The sequence below is a fragment of the Bacteroides sp. ET489 genome, from assembly GCF_030518095.1.
Classification (GTDB): Bacteria; Bacteroidota; Bacteroidia; order Bacteroidales; family Bacteroidaceae; genus Bacteroides; species Bacteroides ndongoniae.
Genome location: NZ_JAULLJ010000027.1, coordinates 32,434 through 50,199, shown reverse-complemented (window position 1 = coordinate 50,199; position 17,766 = coordinate 32,434). Strand labels below are relative to the sequence as shown.

Sequence of the window (17,766 nt, the reverse complement as noted above, 5' to 3'; positions counted from 1 at the left end):
TATTCTATTTACATAATATTGCACGCCATTGATGAATATGCTATATCACTAAAAGAGAGGTAAAAAATACCTCGTTCTTGTAACTTATTTGCTGGAAAACTTTGAAATTCAACAAAATACAATTATCTTTGTCTTACAAAAAGAATGTGACAATGTATAACTCATTAATAATCAATAAGTTATAATGACTAAAAATGACAAAAAATTAGACTTCTGTACCTTTTAGAGCTCCAAATGATTGATAATCAAAAACTTGCAATTACTGCATCGGGAAATAACCTGTAAAGCAATAAAAAGTAGCACACCAAAATACATAAACACATAACTTACAATCCATTAGATTAATAATTCAATAATAAAACAATAACTCAGCCCACTGATACAGTGACCACTAATATCCACTGAGCAAAATCAGAATACCCCATTCATAAATAGTTAAAAAATATACACAACAATCACACCTCATTCCCCAAACTCCTATGCGTTTTATTCTTTCGAAAATTTTATAACTAGCCACAAAAATTTTCCCAGTTAGCAAAAAACTTTTTCCTAACTATAAAAAAATCAAGCATCCAAATATCAATCACCACCAAACACTGAATAATAACAATGCGATAAAAACAAGAGCATTAAAAAAAGATAAAGAGATATTACAAATAATACAAGATCCCAATATAACATGTTTCCGATTGACCAAACATTTTCATCTCCTCTTCAACCCAAATTCCTCAAAAACTTATATATTTGGAAAGAGATTACAATAAAAATTGTATTGTATAAAGAGAAGTAACAGAAAATAAAGGTACTATAGATGGAAAAGGGAACATTGCATTCTTGCCCCGAATTGATTGACTATATCAACCACATCGGATTTCTGCCACTATTACGCATGGGCATTCCTGGATGGTCGGCCGAAGAAATAACGGATGAAGATTGCCAGTATACCCGCCTGCCCGATGGCGGATGGGAATGGCCGCTGTGGGAATGGAAAGGTGCTATCCTGCAGGAAAGTGGTTGTGCATACGGTAAGTTTTTCAATCGTAAAGCTGCCTTTATCAGTCGCGAATGGTGGCCTGACTTCTGCAACTACCGTCGAAGCGTTTTCCCTTCCCCCGAAGAGGGAAGCATCGAAGAAGCTATTCTTGATGTTTTAAAAACAGAAGGAAGCCTTATCACCCGTGAACTTCGCGCTGCATGTGGCTTCACTGGAACTAAAATGCGAAGCCGATTCGATGCTTATCTCACTCGCCTGGAAATGGGCGGATACATCGTTACACAAGACTTCATCTATCCTCGCGACCGCCACGGACACGAATACGGCTGGGGATGGTCGCTCTTAACCACTCCCGAAGCACTCTTCGGACGAGAAGCTTGCCACCCCAAACGCACCCCACAGGAATCACGCCAACGAATGCTTATCCAGTTAAAAAAAATATTGCCTGAAACTTCACCAAAAGTGTACGACTTCTTGTTGAAATAGTTCCCAAAAGTCAAACAAACCAATAAATAGACTACTTCTACAAGAACAATGTCAGCAAAGGAATGGTCAACACCGAAAGCAAAGTTGTAATAAAAGTTCCCTCGGCCATAATAACCTCCCCTTTAGCATATTGAATACAAAACAGTGTTCCATACGAAGCCACAGGCATAGCTGCCAGCACCACATTAATATTGGCAATAGTATTGTCGACACTGCAAAGGCGTGATATGTATAAGATGAACAGAGGAATTAGCATCAAACGCAAAGCCGACATAAGGTAAATGGCTACATTACCGAACATCCGAAGGACAGGTACCCGAGCTATCGACGACCCTATGATGAGCAAGGCTGCAGGTACGGTTACATTGCCCAATAATACAAAAGGTGTGCTGACAACACGGGGAGGCACCCATCCCGTCAGTACAACAAGGATAGAAAGGTACGAAGCAATCATAGCCGGACAATAAAGAGTATGCCAATTGAAACGCATATTGCCCTGGTCACCCGAAATAAAAAAGGTGCAAAAACAAAAATCAGCAAAGTGCTTGGAAAATTAAGGATACTGGCATAGAATACTGCATTCGGTCCGAAAATAGAAGCAACAATGGGATAACCGATAAAACCAACATTACCGAAAGCCAACATAAAGCTATAAATTCCACGGTCGGCCGCCTTGACAGGCAAATAACGAGGAAGCAGAAAAGCCGCACCTATCAACACCACATAAGTGGCAAACCCCACGAGAAGCAAGGGAACGATGAATGTTTTGTCAGGAAGCGTATCGCCCATCACCGATGAAAGTATCAGGCAAGGACACGTTACATTAATAACCAATCCCGAAAGCTTGCGGTCAAAATCCGCATCCATCATCTTCTTTTTACTCAGATAATAGCCGACGACTACCAGTACGAACAAGATAATCATCTGCGTTACTATTGCATCTATAAATCTTTTTACCTCCTAAAAAACTGGCGCAAAGATACAGATTATAGAATTTGGATATTCTCCACTCGGGCGGAAAATTGATAGCTAATATACTTTCCTCCTCACACTCACTTTACAGAAAAGTCATTGAACACCAGCCTATCCGTATCGTAACCACGCCGACGGAGTTTGTCAAGAAGTTCTTGAAGTACATTATCTGGTAAAGTCGCCTCACGACTCATAATCCAAAGATACTTATCGCTGCTACTTCCTACCAGCACATAACGATAGTCGGGATCGATGTCGAGCACATAATAATCAGCATAAAACCACAAGAAGAACGATACTTTCAACTTGCCCGGATCAGCAGCATCAGGTTGTTTGGCTTTTCCTTTAATCTCTTTGTACTTGCCGTCTTTATAACCAGCATTCAGCACTTCAATCCGTCCGTTATCAAGCAAGGTATAAGTAGCTGTCACCCGATTCATTCCCTCTTCAAAGCGATGATCATAACGTGCTATCTCGTACCATTTTCCCATAAAACGAGTCACATCGAAAGTCTGCACCGTCCGGTTGTCAATCTCCTTACTTGCAATATCAGAGCCACAACCACTCAATCCTAAGATAGAGCACAAAAGAATCAGAATGTTTTTCATACGCTTTCAAGTTTATTATGTGTAGAGAAGTCAACAAAATCGGTAATGTCACACAGTTGCCACCAGCATGTGCCACTCACTTCTCTCGTTCTACTCTTCCTATTGACAAAGATAAAACATTGCAGACACACAACCAAACAATCAGCCCTTGAATATTACGCAAACTTTACGTAATTTTGCCAACATCTTTTGTTCAGAAAATGAAAATCTACACATGGAATTGTTAGTATACAAAGCATCCGCCGGGTCAGGAAAAACATTCACTTTGGCCGTCGAGTACATCAAACACCTGATAGCAAACCCAAGAGCCTACCGGCAGATTCTGGCTGTGACCTTTACCAACAAGGCCACTACCGAAATGAAGGAACGTATCTTGCAGCAACTGTACGGTATCTGGCAGGCCGACCCCGCATCCGACGCTTACCTGAAACGTATAGAAGAGGACCTCACACGCCATCACCAGACAGGCATGCCCAAGCCCTGTACAACCAGCGAATTGAGGCAACGCGCCGGCATGGCTTTACAGTACATTCTACACGACTATAGCCGCTTCCGCGTAGAAACCATTGACTCCTTTTTCCAGTCCGTCATGCGTAATCTTGCACGCGAGCTGGAACTGAGTCCTAACCTGAATATCGAACTGAACAACAACGAAGTATTGAGCGATGCCGTCGACACCCTTATCGACCAACTCACTCCCACATCACCCGTATTGGCATGGCTTCTGGCCTACATCGACGAACGTATTGCCGACGACAAACGCTGGAATGTATCTGATGAAATAAAACGATTCGGACGAAACATCTTCGACGAAGGCTACATTGAACGTGGCGAAATGCTACGCCAGAAATTACGCGATCCGCAAGCCGTCAGACTTTATCGCGACGTGCTGCGTGAAATGCTGACAGATGCCCTTGAACAGATGAAAGCTTTCTACGATCAGTTCGTCGGCGAACTCGAAGCCCATGCCCTCACCTCCGACGATCTGAAAGGAGGGACACGAAGCATTGGAAGTTATTTCCGTAAATTGCGCGATGGAAAACTAGCCGACAAAGATGTATTGAACACTACCCTGAATAATTGCCTCGACGACCCGCAAAACTGGGCATCGAAGACCTCGACACGGAAAAAAGACATCATCCACTTGGCCGAAAGCAGTCTGATGCCCCTTTTGCGCGACTCAGAAAGACTACGTCCACAACGCAACCAAACGGTAAACAGTTGCCGCCTCTCTCTGCAACATCTCGACAAACTACAGCTGCTAAACCACATAGACGAACAGGTACGTATCCTTAATAAAGAACAGAACCGTTTTCTGCTGTCCGACACGAATGCCTTGCTGCATCGACTGCTGGGTGAAGGCGACTCATCGTTCGTCTTCGAAAAAATCGGAGCCAGCATACACAATGTGATGATTGATGAATTTCAAGACACCAGTCGGATGCAATGGGACAACTTCCGCATGTTGTTACTTGAAGGCCTCGCACAAGGTGCCGACAGCCTCATCGTGGGCGATGTCAAACAATCCATTTATCGCTGGCGCAACGGCGACTGGAGCATTCTGAATAACCTTGGCAGTTCTACCAACAAAGACTCTTTTGGTTCTAACCGTTTTCCCATTCGTGTGGAAACGCTGAAAACAAACCGTCGAAGCGAAACCAATATCATCCAGTTCAACAACCATTTCTTCACCCAAGCCGTCGATTATCTGAATGCTCTGCACTTGGACGAACTGCACGAAGAATGCTACCCACTGAAGAATGCCTACGCTGACGTCGCCCAAGAATCACCACGCAGCCTGTCGCGCGGCTATGTAAAGGCCAGTTTCCTTGAACCCGACAACGACCACAACTACACTGAACAGACTTTGATTGCATTAGGCAACGAAGTACGTCATTTACTCGATAGCGGTATACAGCTAAACGACATCACCATACTGGTACGTAAAAACAAAAACATTCCTCTCATTGCCGACTATTTCGATCAGGAACTCCACCTGCCTATCGTCTCTGACGAAGCTTTTCGTCTTGATGCATCCGTAGCAGTCGGCATGCTGATAGATGCCCTACGCATCCTGCTCGATTCTGATGACAAAATATCGCAAGCCTCGCTTGCGACAAACTACACCCAATACGTGGCTACCTCCCCGGTTCAATGGCATCAGTTATTCGCCGAACCGAACTCTGGCATACTGCCCGAAGCTTTCTGTGCACACACCGCAGAACTTCGCCTCATGCCTCTATACGAACTGTTAGAAGAACTATACAGCATCCTGCACCTCAACCTCGTCGCAAAGCAAGATGCCTACCTGTTCTCCTTCTTCGATGCCGTGACACAATATCTGCAAGACAATCCTTCGGACATCGGTCACTTCATCCGCCATTGGGAGGACACACTATGTGCCCAGACAATCCCTAGTGGCGAAGTGGATGGCATACGTATCCTCTCTATTCACAAATCGAAAGGACTTGAATTCCACACCGTGCTCATCCCATTCTGCGACTGGAAACTGGAAAACGAAACCAACAACCAGCTTGTCTGGTGCCAAGCGCCTTCTGCCCCCTACAATGCACTTGACTTGGTTCCCGTTACCTACAGTCCTCTCATGGCTGAATCTGTTTACCGTTCCGACTATCTGGATGAACGCCTTCAGTTATGGGTCGACAACCTGAATCTATTATACGTAGCTTTCACCCGCCCCGAAAAAAACCTCATCGTATGGAGCAAAAAGGACCAGCGTGGCACTGTAGCCGAATTGCTGGCCAACGCACTTCCTTCCGTAGCCAAAGCCATCGAAGGAAGCCTGTGGAACGAAGAATTCGCTACGTTTGAGAGTGGTTCTCTATGCCCTTCGACCCTATCCGGACAGGAAAATAAAACTTCTGCCAACAAGTTGGCTTTCAGTCCCCATAAACAACCGGTACGTATGGAAAGCCTGAAGCACGACATCGAATTCAGACAATCCAACCGCTCAGCCGATTTCATTGCCGGTATCGATGAAGAAGAATCTGCACAACGTTTCATCAACCGCGGACGCCTGCTTCACACCCTCTTCTCAGCCATCGAAACCGAAGCCGACATTGACAATGCAGTCTCACACCTTGTAGCCGAAGGTGTCATCGGCCACCAAACAACCGCAGACGAAATCAGAGAGCTTACCAGACGTGCCTTCTCCCTACCCGAAGTCAAACAATGGTATTCGGGAGAATGGCGCCTGTTCAACGAGTGCGACATCATCTGGCTTGACAACGGAAAACTGCTTAACCGCCGTCCCGACCGTGTAATGATGAAAGGAGATGATATCGTGGTTGTCGATTTTAAATTTGGTAAGCCTAGTAAACGATATAACCGACAGGTTCAAGACTACATGCGCCTGCTGGTACGTATGGGCTACACTGCCTCTCACATAAACGGTTACTTGTGGTATGTAGACATGCAACAAGTAGAAAAGGTAGATTTCGAGAAACAAGAAAAAACAAAAAACAAATAAAATAAAAATTCAGCAAGATGCAAACTTTCCTCCAACTGGTAGCCCACGACCTTTATCATAAGATAGGTAATGACCTGTCACGCACAGCCATTGTCTTCCCCAACAAACGTGCCAGCCTTTTCTTCAACGAATATCTGGCAGCCGAAGCCGACCGTCCCATCTGGTCGCCTTCGTATGTCAGCATCAGCGAATTATTCGGTCAGCTATCCCCCCTGAAACTTGGTGACCCCATTCGCTTGGTATGCGAACTCTACAACATATTCGTCCAAGAAACCCATAGCGACGAAACCCTCGACGACTTCTATTTTTGGGGTGAATTATTGATCAGCGATTTTGATGATGTCGACAAGAACCTTGTAGATGCCGACCGCCTTTTCACCAACTTACAAGACCTGAAAAATCTGATGGACGACTATAGCTTCCTCGATCACGAACAGGAAGAAGCCATCCGCCAATTCTTTCAGAACTTCTCTATCGAAAAACGTACGCTGCTGAAAGAACGTTTCATCTCCCTTTGGGACAAACTGAACGATATTTACCATCATTATCGCGACAGCCTGACCCAACTGGGCATTGCTTACGAAGGAATGATGTATCGCAACGTACTCGAACAACTTACAGCCGACTTCAATGCCGGTATCCCTCTGCTTCCCCGCTACGATCGTTATGTCTTCGTAGGCTTCAACGTATTAAATAAGGTAGAGAAAGCCTTCTTCTCCCTTCTGCAAGAGGCTGGCAAAGCTCTTTTCTACTGGGATTACGACATCTTCTACACCCGTCTGCCTCATGAACAGCAGCCACCCTATACACACGAAGCAGGTGAATTCATCTTGCAAAACCTCAAGATTTTTCCCAATCAGTTACCCGAATCGGTTTTCGACACCTTGCGGAGCAACAAAAAAATACAGTATATCTCCTCTCCCACCGAGAATGCACAGGCACGCTTCATTCCTCAATGGGGTCAAAGCATTGACACTACAAAGAACCTGAAAGAAAACGCCATTGTTCTTTGTAATGAAGCCCTTCTCTTGCCAGTGCTTCACTCGCTCCCGGCAGACATTAAAGACGTCAACGTCACCATGGGATTTCCACTGGCACAAACACCTGTGTACAACTTCATCAACGCCCTTGTCGAACTGCAAACCTCCGGCTATCGCACCGACACGGGCCGCTACACCTACGAAGCTGTGCTTAACGTGTTGAAGCATCCCTACACCCGTCAGTTATCCCCTTCGGCTCCGGCACTCGAATTGTCGCTTACACGCAACAACCGTTTCTATCCTCTTCCTTCCGAACTTAAACAAGATGCTTTTTTGGAGAAGGTATTCACCCCACAAAACGGCATTCAGGCTTTGTGCACCTACCTCATTGACATGATACAGGAAGTAGCTGTTCTCTACCGCCACGAAGACGATTCGTCCGACTTATACAACCAGCTCTACCGCGAATCGCTGTTCAAAGGTTATACTCTTATCAATCGTCTGCTCAGCCTGATCGAAGATGAGGTATTGACTTTACGTCTCGACACCCTGAAACGGTTGCTCAACCGCCTGCTGGTTTCGGCCAACATCCCTTTTCATGGCGAACCTGCCATCGGACTTCAGGTTATGGGAGTACTTGAAACACGTAACCTGGATTTCAAGAACCTGCTTATCCTCTCACTGAACGAAGGCAAGTTGCCCAAAGCCGAAGGCGAATCATCCTTCATCCCCTACAATCTGCGCAAAGCTTTCGGCATGACTACCATCGAACACAAAAATGCTGTCTACGCTTACTATTTTTATCGACTCATTCAACGTGCCGAAAATATCACCCTGCTCTACAATACTTCTTCCGACGGGCTGAACCGGGGAGAAATGTCACGTTTCATGTTGCAGTTTCTCATCGAATCGCCTCATACTGTTACCCACAGTTACCTCGAAGCAGCTCAATCACCTAAGCAAGGTCGCACCATCCAAATTGATAAAACCGATGAAGTAATACGTACAATGTACGCCACCTACAACAGCCGTCTCCATCCCGAGCGTCTGCTATCCCCCTCGGCTTTGAACTCTTATCTGGACTGCCGACTGAAGTTTTACTTCCGTTACATAGCCGGCCTTAAAGCACCTGATGAAGTCAATGCCGAAATCAATTCAGCTCTGTTTGGAACTATTTTCCACCGTTCTGCCGAACTGGTATATACCGACCTTACCAGCCACCAGAAGGAAATACATAAAACAGATCTCGAACAATTACTCAAAGACGACGCACGACTGCAAGAGTACGTCAACCGAGCTTTTAAAGAAGAGTTTTTCCATGTACCTCCTCAGGAAAAACCTGAATACAACGGAAGCCAACTCATCCACGCACGGGTCATTGTTTCCTATCTGAAACAACTGCTCAGAAACGACTTGCAATATGCCCCCTTCAGCATGGAAGCTATGGAAAAGACTGTAAAAGAAAGTATCGAGATTGAGACCTCCAAAGGAAAACTATCAGTAAACATTGGTGGCACTATTGACCGTATGGATAGCAAGGATGGTACTTTGCGCATTGTTGACTACAAAACAGGAGGCTTACCTAAGACACCTGAGAACATTGGACAGCTTTTCACCCCTTCTGAGAATCGCCCGGGTTACATTTTCCAGACCTTCTTGTATGCCGCCATCATGTGCCGCAAACAATCCCTAAAAGTAGCACCCGCCCTTCTCTATATCCACAAGGCTGCTTCCGACACCTATTCGCCGGTTATTGAGATAGGTGCTCCGCGTCAGCCCAAAATTCCAGTACTCAACTTTGCTCTTTACGAAGACGACTTCCGCGAACATTTACAAGCCTTGCTGAACGAGATATTCAATCCGCAAGAACCTTTTACCCAAACTGATGACACGAAAAAATGCGAATATTGCGATTTTCATAAATTATGCTGGGGATAAGTTGAAGTACGGAACACAATGCATAATGCCACCTATATGGCTTTATGCATCCAATTAAAAAACTTATTCAATATGTTAAAATAACAATATGAAATTAAAAAGCACAAATATGCTTTCAGTTTAGTGTATTTAATTACTAAATTATCAACCAATCGTAACCGTTTAAACAAATGCTTTAATTTTATTACAAACAAGATTATTGAAAATTTACCATTTTGAAATTAATACCATATATTTGCCGTGCATTTTGACACAAATAATAGGTATTACAGGAAATAAAGTTAATCAAGATGGTAAAACAAGAACTTTTTAACAACAAAACAAAGGAAAAGAGAGGACTATACGATCCGTCTTACGAACACGATGCATGTGGTGTAGGAATGATTGTAAACATCCACGGAAACAAAAGCCACGAATTGGTTGAATCGGCTCTGAAAGTGCTTGAAAACATGCGCCATCGCGGTGCTGAAGGTGCTGACAACAAGACTGGCGACGGGGCAGGTATCATGTTGCAGATCCCCCATGAGTTTATCTTACTACAGGGAATTCCCGTGCCCGAAAAAGGCCGATACGGAACAGGTATTCTATTTCTTCCCAAAGATAAAAAAGATCAGGAAGCTATTCTTAGCATCATCATTGAAGAGATTGAGAAAGATGGACTCACATTGATGCACCTGAGAAATGTACCCACATGTCCCGAAATTTTAGGGGAAGCAGCACTGACTGCTGAACCGGACATCAAACAAATCTTTATTACCGGATTCACCGACAGCCAGACAGCCGAAAGAAAACTATATATTATAAGGAAAAGAATAGAAAACCGCATAAGAAGGTCGGACATTCCTACCCGAAACGACTTCTACGTATGTTCGCTATCGACCCAGAACATTGTCTACAAAGGCATGTTATCGTCTATGCAATTAAGAGGGTACTTTCCTGACTTGACCAACAGTTACTTCACCAGTGGTCTGGCTTTGGTGCATAGCCGGTTCAGTACTAATACTTTCCCCACTTGGGGACTCGCCCAGCCTTTCCACTTGCTGGCACACAACGGCGAAATAAACACCATCCGAGGAAACCGCGGATGGATGGAAGCCCGCGAATCGGTATTGTCCACCCCCACATTGGGAGACATACGCGAAATACGCCCCATCGTACAACCAGGTATGAGCGACTCGGCCTCGTTGGACAATGTGCTTGAATTCCTAGTCATGTCCGGTATGAGTCTGCCTCATGCTATGGCCATGCTCGTACCCGAATCTTTCAATGAAAAGAATCCTATCAGCGAAGACCTGAAAGCTTTCTACGAATACCACTCCATCTTGATGGAACCATGGGACGGTCCTGCCGCTCTGCTCTTCAGCGACGGTAGATATGCTGGTGGTATGCTCGACCGAAACGGTCTCCGTCCTGCACGCTACCTCATTACAAAAAATGACACGATGGTAGTAGCCAGCGAAGTAGGTGTAATGGATTTTGAGCCAGGCGACATAAAAGAAAAAGGACGCCTTCAACCCGGAAAAATCCTGTTGGTTGACACACAGGAAGGACGTATCTACTATGATGACGAACTGAAGCGCCAACTGGCTGAAGCCAAGCCTTATCGCGCATGGCTTGCCACCAACCGAATCGAATTGGACGAACTGAAAAGCGGAAGAAAAGTTGCACATAGTGTACCTCATTATAGCGACATGCTCCACATCTTTGGATATACCCGCGAAGATATCGAAAAAATTATTCAGCCCATGGCCGAAAATGGTGCCGAGCCCGTAAGTGCCATGGGTAACGATACACCATTGGCTGTATTGAGTGATCGCCCACAATTGCTGTTCAACTATTTCCGCCAGCAATTCGCTCAAGTCACCAATCCGCCTATCGACCCAATCCGCGAAGAATTGGTCATGTCGCTCACCGAATACATCGGAGCTGTGGGAATGAACATCCTGACTCCTAATGCCGAACACTGCAAAATGGTAAGGTTGAACCACCCCATATTAACCAATACGCAACTTGACTTGCTTTGCAACATTCGCTACAAAGGATTTAAAACAGTAAAGCTTCCTATGCTCTACGATACTTCCAAAGGAAGAAACGGTTTGCAAGAAGCCATTGCCTCGTTGTGTAAGCAAGCAGAAGAAAGTGTCAATGAAGGAGTTAACTATATTGTTCTGACCGACCGTGAAGCAAACGACGCACATGCCCCCATCCCTTCACTCCTGGCCGTCAGTGCAGTACATCATTACCTGATTTCTGTAGGCAAACGTGTACAAACAGCCCTTGTAGTAGAAAGTGGCGAAATACGCGAAGTTATGCATGCAGCCCTGCTGCTCGGATTCGGAGCCAGTGCCCTGAACCCCTATATGGCTTTTGCTGTACTCGACCAACTGGTGGCCGACAAAGACATCCAGCTGGATTATGCTACAGCCGAGAAAAACTACATCAAAGCCGTATGCAAAGGTTTGTTCAAAGTGATGAGTAAAATGGGTATCAGTACCATCCGTTCTTATCGCGGTGCAAAAATATTCGAAGCTGTAGGGTTGAGTCAGGAATTGAGCGATGCCTACTTCGGTGGACTGAAATCATGCATAGGTGGTATCGGTTTGGAAGAAATTGTCAAATTCAGATTCAGAAATCCCCATCCTCAAATAGAGGGCTCGTATGCCGAAAGCGAAGATACGACAAAAGCCGGTAAAGAACTTCTGCCCAACGCAGGTATCTACGCCTTCCGTAAAGATGGCGAAAAACATGCATGGAATCCCGAAACCATAGCTACCCTGCAATTGGCTACACGTACGGGAAGTTACAAGAAGTTCAAAGAATTTACCCGCTTGGTAGATGAAAAAGAACAGCCTATCTTCTTGCGCGATTTCCTGGATTTCCGACATAATCCCATCGACATTAACTGTGTAGAGCCTGTCGAATCCATCGTGCGAAGGTTTGTCACCGGAGCCATGTCGTTCGGTGCCATCAGCCAGGAAGCCCACGAAGCCATTGCCATTGCCATGAACCGTCTGCACGGACGCAGCAATACCGGCGAAGGAGGAGAAGACAGCTCACGCTTCGACAACGAAACCAGAAGTGCCATCAAGCAGGTAGCTTCCGGACGTTTTGGCGTGACAACCGAATACTTGGTCAATGCTGACGAAATCCAAATCAAAGTGGCCCAAGGTGCCAAGCCTGGTGAGGGCGGACAATTGCCAGGATTCAAGGTAGATGAAGTCATAGCACGCACTCGTCACTCCATCCCGGGCATCTCGCTCATCTCGCCTCCACCTCATCACGACATCTACTCTATCGAGGATTTGGCACAACTGATTTTCGACCTGAAGAACGTGAACCCGCACGCCAAAATCAGTGTCAAGCTGGTTGCTGAAAGCGGTGTAGGAACCATCGCTGCCGGTGTGGCAAAAGCCAAGGCCGACTTAATCGTCATCTCTGGAGCCGAAGGAGGCACGGGAGCATCACCGGCATCAAGCATCCGGTATGCAGGTATCTCGCCCGAAATCGGATTGAGCGAAACGCAACAGACGCTGGTATTGAACGGTCTGCGAGGACAAGTCCTCCTGCAAGTAGACGGACAATTGAAGACTGGACGTGACATCGTACTGATGGCTATGCTCGGTGCCGAAGAATATGGATTCGCCACTGCCGCCCTGATCGTACTGGGATGCGTGATGATGCGGAAATGTAATCAGAACACATGTCCCGTAGGTGTAGCCACCCAGGATGCCGAACTTCGCAAACGCTTCAGAGGACGAAGCGAATACCTGGTGAACTATTTCACTTTCCTGGCACAAGAAGTACGCGAGTATTTGGCCGAAATCGGAGTCGAAAGAATGGACGACATCATCGGACGGACGGATCTCATCATCCGAAGTAAACGCGATTACAAGAACCCCAAGCATGCCTTGCTCGACTTCTCGCAATTGCTTACCCGTGTAGAGAACGGAGCTGCTATACGCCACGTCACCGACCAACAACACGGCATCGACCACGTAAAGGATGTAGAAATCCTCCACGCTGCTGCCGAAACATTGGAGAATCAAAAAGAAATCTCCTTAGAATATACCATTGCCAACACCGATCGTGCCTGTGGTGCCATGTTATCGGGAGCCATCGCCCAAAAGTATGGCGCTAAAGGGCTTCCGGAGCATACCCTGAATGTAAAGTTCAAAGGTTCTGCCGGACAAAGTTTCGGAGCCTTCTTGGTACCAGGTGTCAACTTCAAGTTGGAAGGCGAAGCCAACGACTATTTGGGCAAAGGACTCAGCGGTGGACGCATTGCCGTATTGCCTCCTGTTCGAAGCAACTTCGAAGCCGAAAAGAACACAATTGCCGGAAACACCCTGCTATACGGTGCAACCAGCGGAGAAGTATACATCAACGGATGTGTGGGCGAGCGATTTGCCGTACGTAACTCGGGAGCCATTGCTGTAGTCGAAGGTGTAGGTGATCACTGCTGCGAATACATGACCGGCGGACGTGTCGTTGTACTGGGTAAAACCGGACGAAACTTTGCCGCAGGTATGAGTGGAGGCGTAGCCTATGTATGGAATAAAGAAGGAAATTTCGACTATTTCTGTAACATGGAAATGGTAGAACTCTCGTTAATCGAAGAAGCATCGTACAGAAAAGAGCTGCACGAACTCATCCGGCAACATTATCTGTACACCGGTTCGAAACTGGCACGCGTCATGCTCGACGACTGGACACACTACGTCGACCAGTTCATCCAAGTAGTACCTATCGAATACAAAAAGGTATTGCAGGAAGAGCAAATGCGCAAGTTGCAACAGAAGATTGCCGACATGCAGAGAGACTATTAAACGATAAAGGAACAAAAGAAGCAAAACTTCCTTCCCAGACATGAAACCATCGTCTTTAATATCTAATGAAGCGAAACGGAAAGAAAACTTCTTTAACTCCTAATGAAGTGAACTTCATAAACTAATGACAACATGGGAACCTCAAAAGCATTTTTAAATATACCCCGCCAGGAAGCGGGTTACAGACCGATAGAAGAAAGAATCACCGACTTCAGCCAGGTAGAGCAAACCCTGAACAGCCACGACCGTAAACTTCAGGCCAGCCGGTGTATGGATTGTGGCGTACCTTTCTGCCACTGGGCATGCCCGCTGGGCAACAAAGACCCGGAGTTTCAGGCAGCTCTCAGCAAGGGAAAATGGGAAATGGCTTACAGAATATTATCGCAAACCAACGACTTTCCTGAATTCACCGGCCGAATATGCCCTGCGTTGTGCGAGAAGTCGTGTGTATTAAAACTGTCATTCGATGCTCCTGTCACTATCCGCGAAAACGAAGCAGCCATAGCCGAAGCAGCCTTCCGCGAAGGCTACATCCGTCCGCTGAAACCGGTAAGAAACGGTAAGAAAGTGGCGGTCATCGGTGCAGGCCCTGCCGGACTAAGCACAGCTGTCAGACTTAACGCCCAAGGATTCGAAGTCACTATCTTCGACAGGAATCCCATGCCGGGAGGACTGCTGCGATACGGCATCCCCAACTTCAAGCTTCCTAAAGAAATCATCGACCGACGCATGAAGCTTCTCAAGGAAGAAGGCATCCACATGGAAATGGGAGTAACCGTTGATGTAGAAAAGCTTCCGGAAGGATTCGATGCCTATGCATTGTGCACTGGTACTCCCGAAGCCCGCGACCTTAACATTCCCGGACGAGACCTGAAAGGTATCTACTTCGCACTCGACATGCTGGCACAGCAGAATCGGATATTGGACGGAGAAACCTTCCCCAAAGAACAACTGGTGAACGCTCATGGTAAGAAAGTGCTCGTTATAGGTGGCGGAGACACTGGAAGCGACTGTATCGGCACCAGTATCCGACAAGGAGCCGTAAGCGTCACTCAGATCGAAATCATGCCCCAGCCGCCCGTAGGATACAATCCGGCCACTCCTTGGCCCCAATGGCCTGTCGTGCTGAAAACAACTTCCAGTCACGAAGAAGGCTGTATCCGGCGGTGGAGCCTGAATTCGAACAAATTCATTGGACGGAACGGTCGTGTAACCGGTGTCGAAGTAGAAGAAGTAGAATGGATTCCGGCTGCCGACGGCGGACGTCCCACAATGAAACCCACCGGGAAAAAAGAAATTATCGAAGCAGATATGGTACTTCTGGCCATGGGTTTCCTGAAACCCAAACATCCGGAGCTTCCGTCCAATGTTGTGATAGTCGGCGATGCCGCCACAGGAGCCTCGCTCGTCGTGAAATGCCTTGCTGCCGGACGCCGTGCTGCTAAAGACATCGAACAGATGTTATCCGATAAGGAGAAATAAATTCATCACTAACCTTCAACAAAAAACGTAAATATTATGTGTGGAATAGCCTGCATCTTCAATATTAAACATCAAACGCCAGAACTGAGACAAAAGGCTCTCACCATGGCGAAACGCATACGCCACCGCGGTCCCGACTGGAGCGGAATCTATTGCGGCGGATCGGCCATACTGGCACACGAGCGACTCTCCATCGTTGATCCTCAAAGTGGAGGACAGCCGCTCTTCTCACCCGACCGCAAACAGATTCTGGCTGTAAACGGCGAAATCTATAACCATCGCGACATCCGGCGCGACTTCGCTGGCGACTATGAATTTCAAACTGGTAGCGATTGCGAAGTTATCCTTGCCCTATATCGCCGTTACGGAAAGGACTTCATCGAACATCTAAGCGGTATCTTTGCTTTCGCCCTTTACGACGAAGAACGCGACGAATTCCTCATTGCCCGCGACCCCATTGGTGTTATACCTCTTTATATAGGTAAAGACAAGGATGGTACCGTCTATTGTGCCAGCGAACTGAAAGCTCTGGAAGGCATGTGCGACGAATACGAACCATTCTTGCCCGGCCACTACTATTGGAGCCGCGAAGGAGAAATGCGCCCTTGGTACAAACGCGAATGGACTGAATACGATGCAGTCAAAGACAACTATACCGATAAAGCAGATAACGAGACACGCACTTCTGCCGCCTCGGCCTGCGATCCCGAAGCATATCGCATGCAAGTGTCAGCCATTCGTACCGCCCTTGAAGATGCCGTTCGCCGCCAGCTGATGAGTGATGTTCCTTACGGAGTACTGCTATCAGGCGGTCTTGATTCTTCCGTCATCTCGGCTGTAGCCAAACTTTATGCCGCCAAGCGTGTGGAAACAGACAGTACCCAGGCAGCCTGGTGGCCGCAACTGCATTCCTTTGCCGTCGGACTGAAAGGAGCTCCCGATTTGGAAAAGGCACGCCTCGTGGCCGAACATATCGGAACCGTACACCACGAAATCAACTATACCATTCAGGAAGGACTGGATGCCATCCGCGATGTTATCTACTACATCGAGACATACGATGTGACTACCGTACGTGCCTCTACTCCGATGTACCTGCTGGCTCGGGTCATCAAGTCGATGGGTATCAAAATGGTACTGAGTGGTGAAGGAGCCGACGAAGTTTTCGGAGGCTACCTCTACTTCCACAAAGCTCCTACTCCACAGGCCTTCCACGAAGAGACGGTACGCAAACTCTCCAAACTCTATATGTACGACTGCCTTCGTGCCAACAAATCCCTCTCGGCATGGGGAGTAGAAGGACGCGTGTCATTTCTCGACAAAGAGTTCCTCGATGTAGCCATGCGTATTAACCCTGCCGTAAAGATGTGCCCGGGTCATACCATCGAAAAGAAAGTGGTGCGCGACGCATTTGCCTCACTCCTGCCCGACAGTGTAGCCTGGCGACAGAAAGAACAGTTCTCAGACGGTGTAGGCTATTCCTGGATAGACACTTTGAAAGCTATAACCGCTTCTGCCGTAAGCGACGAACAAATGGCACATGCTGCCGATCGTTTCCCTATCAATCCGCCACAAAACAAGGAAGAATACTATTATCGCAGTATTTTCGAAGAACATTTCCCCAGTGAATCGGCAGCCCGCTCGGTACCCAGTATACCCAGCGTAGCATGTTCGACCGCCGAGGCTCTGGCTTGGGATGCCAGCTTCAAGAATCTGAACGACCCCAGCGGCCGTGCAGTTGCCGGAGTTCACGAACAGGCATATTGATAAATCTCTCCATCGTAAATCTTAAAAAGAACCGTATCTTTCCTTAATATAGGATAAAGATATGGTTCTTTTGCATTTTTATAGTATGCAAACGTTATCCTTACAACCAATAAACTGTCTACAATGTAGTTAATCACCTACTATCACACAATCCGAAACTTTTATCAATAGGACCAAGATACATAAAAAGGCTCTCCTCTATTCTGAAGTATTCCAGAAGTCA

Annotated in this window: 9 protein-coding genes; 6 read left to right on the top strand and 3 right to left on the bottom strand. The window is 46.6% G+C overall.

Going from position 1 to position 17,766, the window contains the following annotated elements; genetic code table 11:
* Window positions 1-811 precede the first annotated feature (811 nt).
* Entirely contained in the window at window positions 812-1,480 is a 669-nt protein-coding gene (locus Q3C19_RS13605) for a hypothetical protein (protein WP_277121392.1), read from the top strand.
* Window positions 1,481-1,517: 37 nt separating this feature from the next.
* Here Q3C19_RS13605 and Q3C19_RS13600 read toward each other — a convergent pair whose 3' ends face one another.
* The 3 genes from Q3C19_RS13600 to Q3C19_RS13590 all read right to left on the bottom strand — a co-directional run bounded on the left by Q3C19_RS13600 (window position 1,518) and on the right by Q3C19_RS13590 (window position 3,060).
* A complete protein-coding gene (locus Q3C19_RS13600) occupies window positions 1,518-1,934 on the bottom strand; it encodes an AEC family transporter (protein WP_277121393.1) in 417 nt (138 codons plus the stop codon).
* The gene (locus Q3C19_RS13595; RefSeq protein ID WP_277121394.1) at window positions 1,931-2,404 is read right to left on the bottom strand and encodes an AEC family transporter; all 474 of its coding nucleotides are present in this window, start codon (window positions 2,402-2,404) and stop codon (window positions 1,931-1,933) included. Before Q3C19_RS13595 ends, Q3C19_RS13600 begins: the two co-directional genes overlap by 4 nt.
* 128 nt (window positions 2,405-2,532) lie before the next feature.
* The gene (locus Q3C19_RS13590) at window positions 2,533-3,060 is read right to left on the bottom strand and encodes a lipocalin family protein (protein WP_277121395.1); all 528 of its coding nucleotides are present in this window, start codon (window positions 3,058-3,060) and stop codon (window positions 2,533-2,535) included.
* A gap of 214 nt (window positions 3,061-3,274) precedes the next feature.
* Between Q3C19_RS13590 and Q3C19_RS13585 the strand changes: the two genes are divergently transcribed.
* From Q3C19_RS13585 to asnB, 5 genes are all read left to right on the top strand, one after another.
* On the top strand, window positions 3,275-6,550 hold the full coding sequence (locus Q3C19_RS13585; RefSeq protein WP_277121396.1) for an exodeoxyribonuclease V subunit beta: 3,276 nt from the start codon (window positions 3,275-3,277) through the stop codon (window positions 6,548-6,550).
* A gap of 17 nt (window positions 6,551-6,567) precedes the next feature.
* Entirely contained in the window at window positions 6,568-9,468 is a 2,901-nt protein-coding gene (locus Q3C19_RS13580; protein WP_071149315.1) for a PD-(D/E)XK nuclease family protein, read from the top strand.
* Window positions 9,469-9,758: 290 nt separating this feature from the next.
* Entirely contained in the window at window positions 9,759-14,294 is a 4,536-nt protein-coding gene (gene gltB, locus Q3C19_RS13575) for a glutamate synthase large subunit (RefSeq protein ID WP_277121397.1), read from the top strand.
* A 132-nt stretch (window positions 14,295-14,426) separates the two neighbouring features.
* Window positions 14,427-15,776: a glutamate synthase subunit beta gene (locus Q3C19_RS13570; RefSeq protein ID WP_071149313.1), complete on the top strand. Its 1,350-nt coding sequence runs from the start codon at window positions 14,427-14,429 to the stop codon at window positions 15,774-15,776.
* A gap of 36 nt (window positions 15,777-15,812) precedes the next feature.
* Complete coding sequence (gene asnB / locus Q3C19_RS13565) at window positions 15,813-17,543, top strand: asparagine synthase B (protein WP_302729966.1); 1,731 nt, start codon at window positions 15,813-15,815, stop codon at window positions 17,541-17,543.
* Window positions 17,544-17,766: the final 223 nt, after the last annotated feature.

Coding starts and splice junctions, on each gene's coding strand:
- Q3C19_RS13595 (WP_277121394.1), bottom strand. CDS start 2,404: ATGATTATCTTGTTCGTACTGGTAGTCGTCGGCTATTATCTGAGTAAA.
- Q3C19_RS13605 (WP_277121392.1), top strand. CDS start 812: ATGGAAAAGGGAACATTGCATTCTTGCCCCGAATTGATTGACTATATC.
- gltB (WP_277121397.1), top strand. CDS start 9,759: ATGGTAAAACAAGAACTTTTTAACAACAAAACAAAGGAAAAGAGAGGA.
- asnB (WP_302729966.1), top strand. CDS start 15,813: ATGTGTGGAATAGCCTGCATCTTCAATATTAAACATCAAACGCCAGAA.
- Q3C19_RS13580 (WP_071149315.1), top strand. CDS start 6,568: ATGCAAACTTTCCTCCAACTGGTAGCCCACGACCTTTATCATAAGATA.
- Q3C19_RS13585 (WP_277121396.1), top strand. CDS start 3,275: ATGGAATTGTTAGTATACAAAGCATCCGCCGGGTCAGGAAAAACATTC.
- Q3C19_RS13570 (WP_071149313.1), top strand. CDS start 14,427: ATGGGAACCTCAAAAGCATTTTTAAATATACCCCGCCAGGAAGCGGGT.
- Q3C19_RS13590 (WP_277121395.1), bottom strand. CDS start 3,060: ATGAAAAACATTCTGATTCTTTTGTGCTCTATCTTAGGATTGAGTGGT.
- Q3C19_RS13600 (WP_277121393.1), bottom strand. CDS start 1,934: ATGATTGCTTCGTACCTTTCTATCCTTGTTGTACTGACGGGATGGGTG.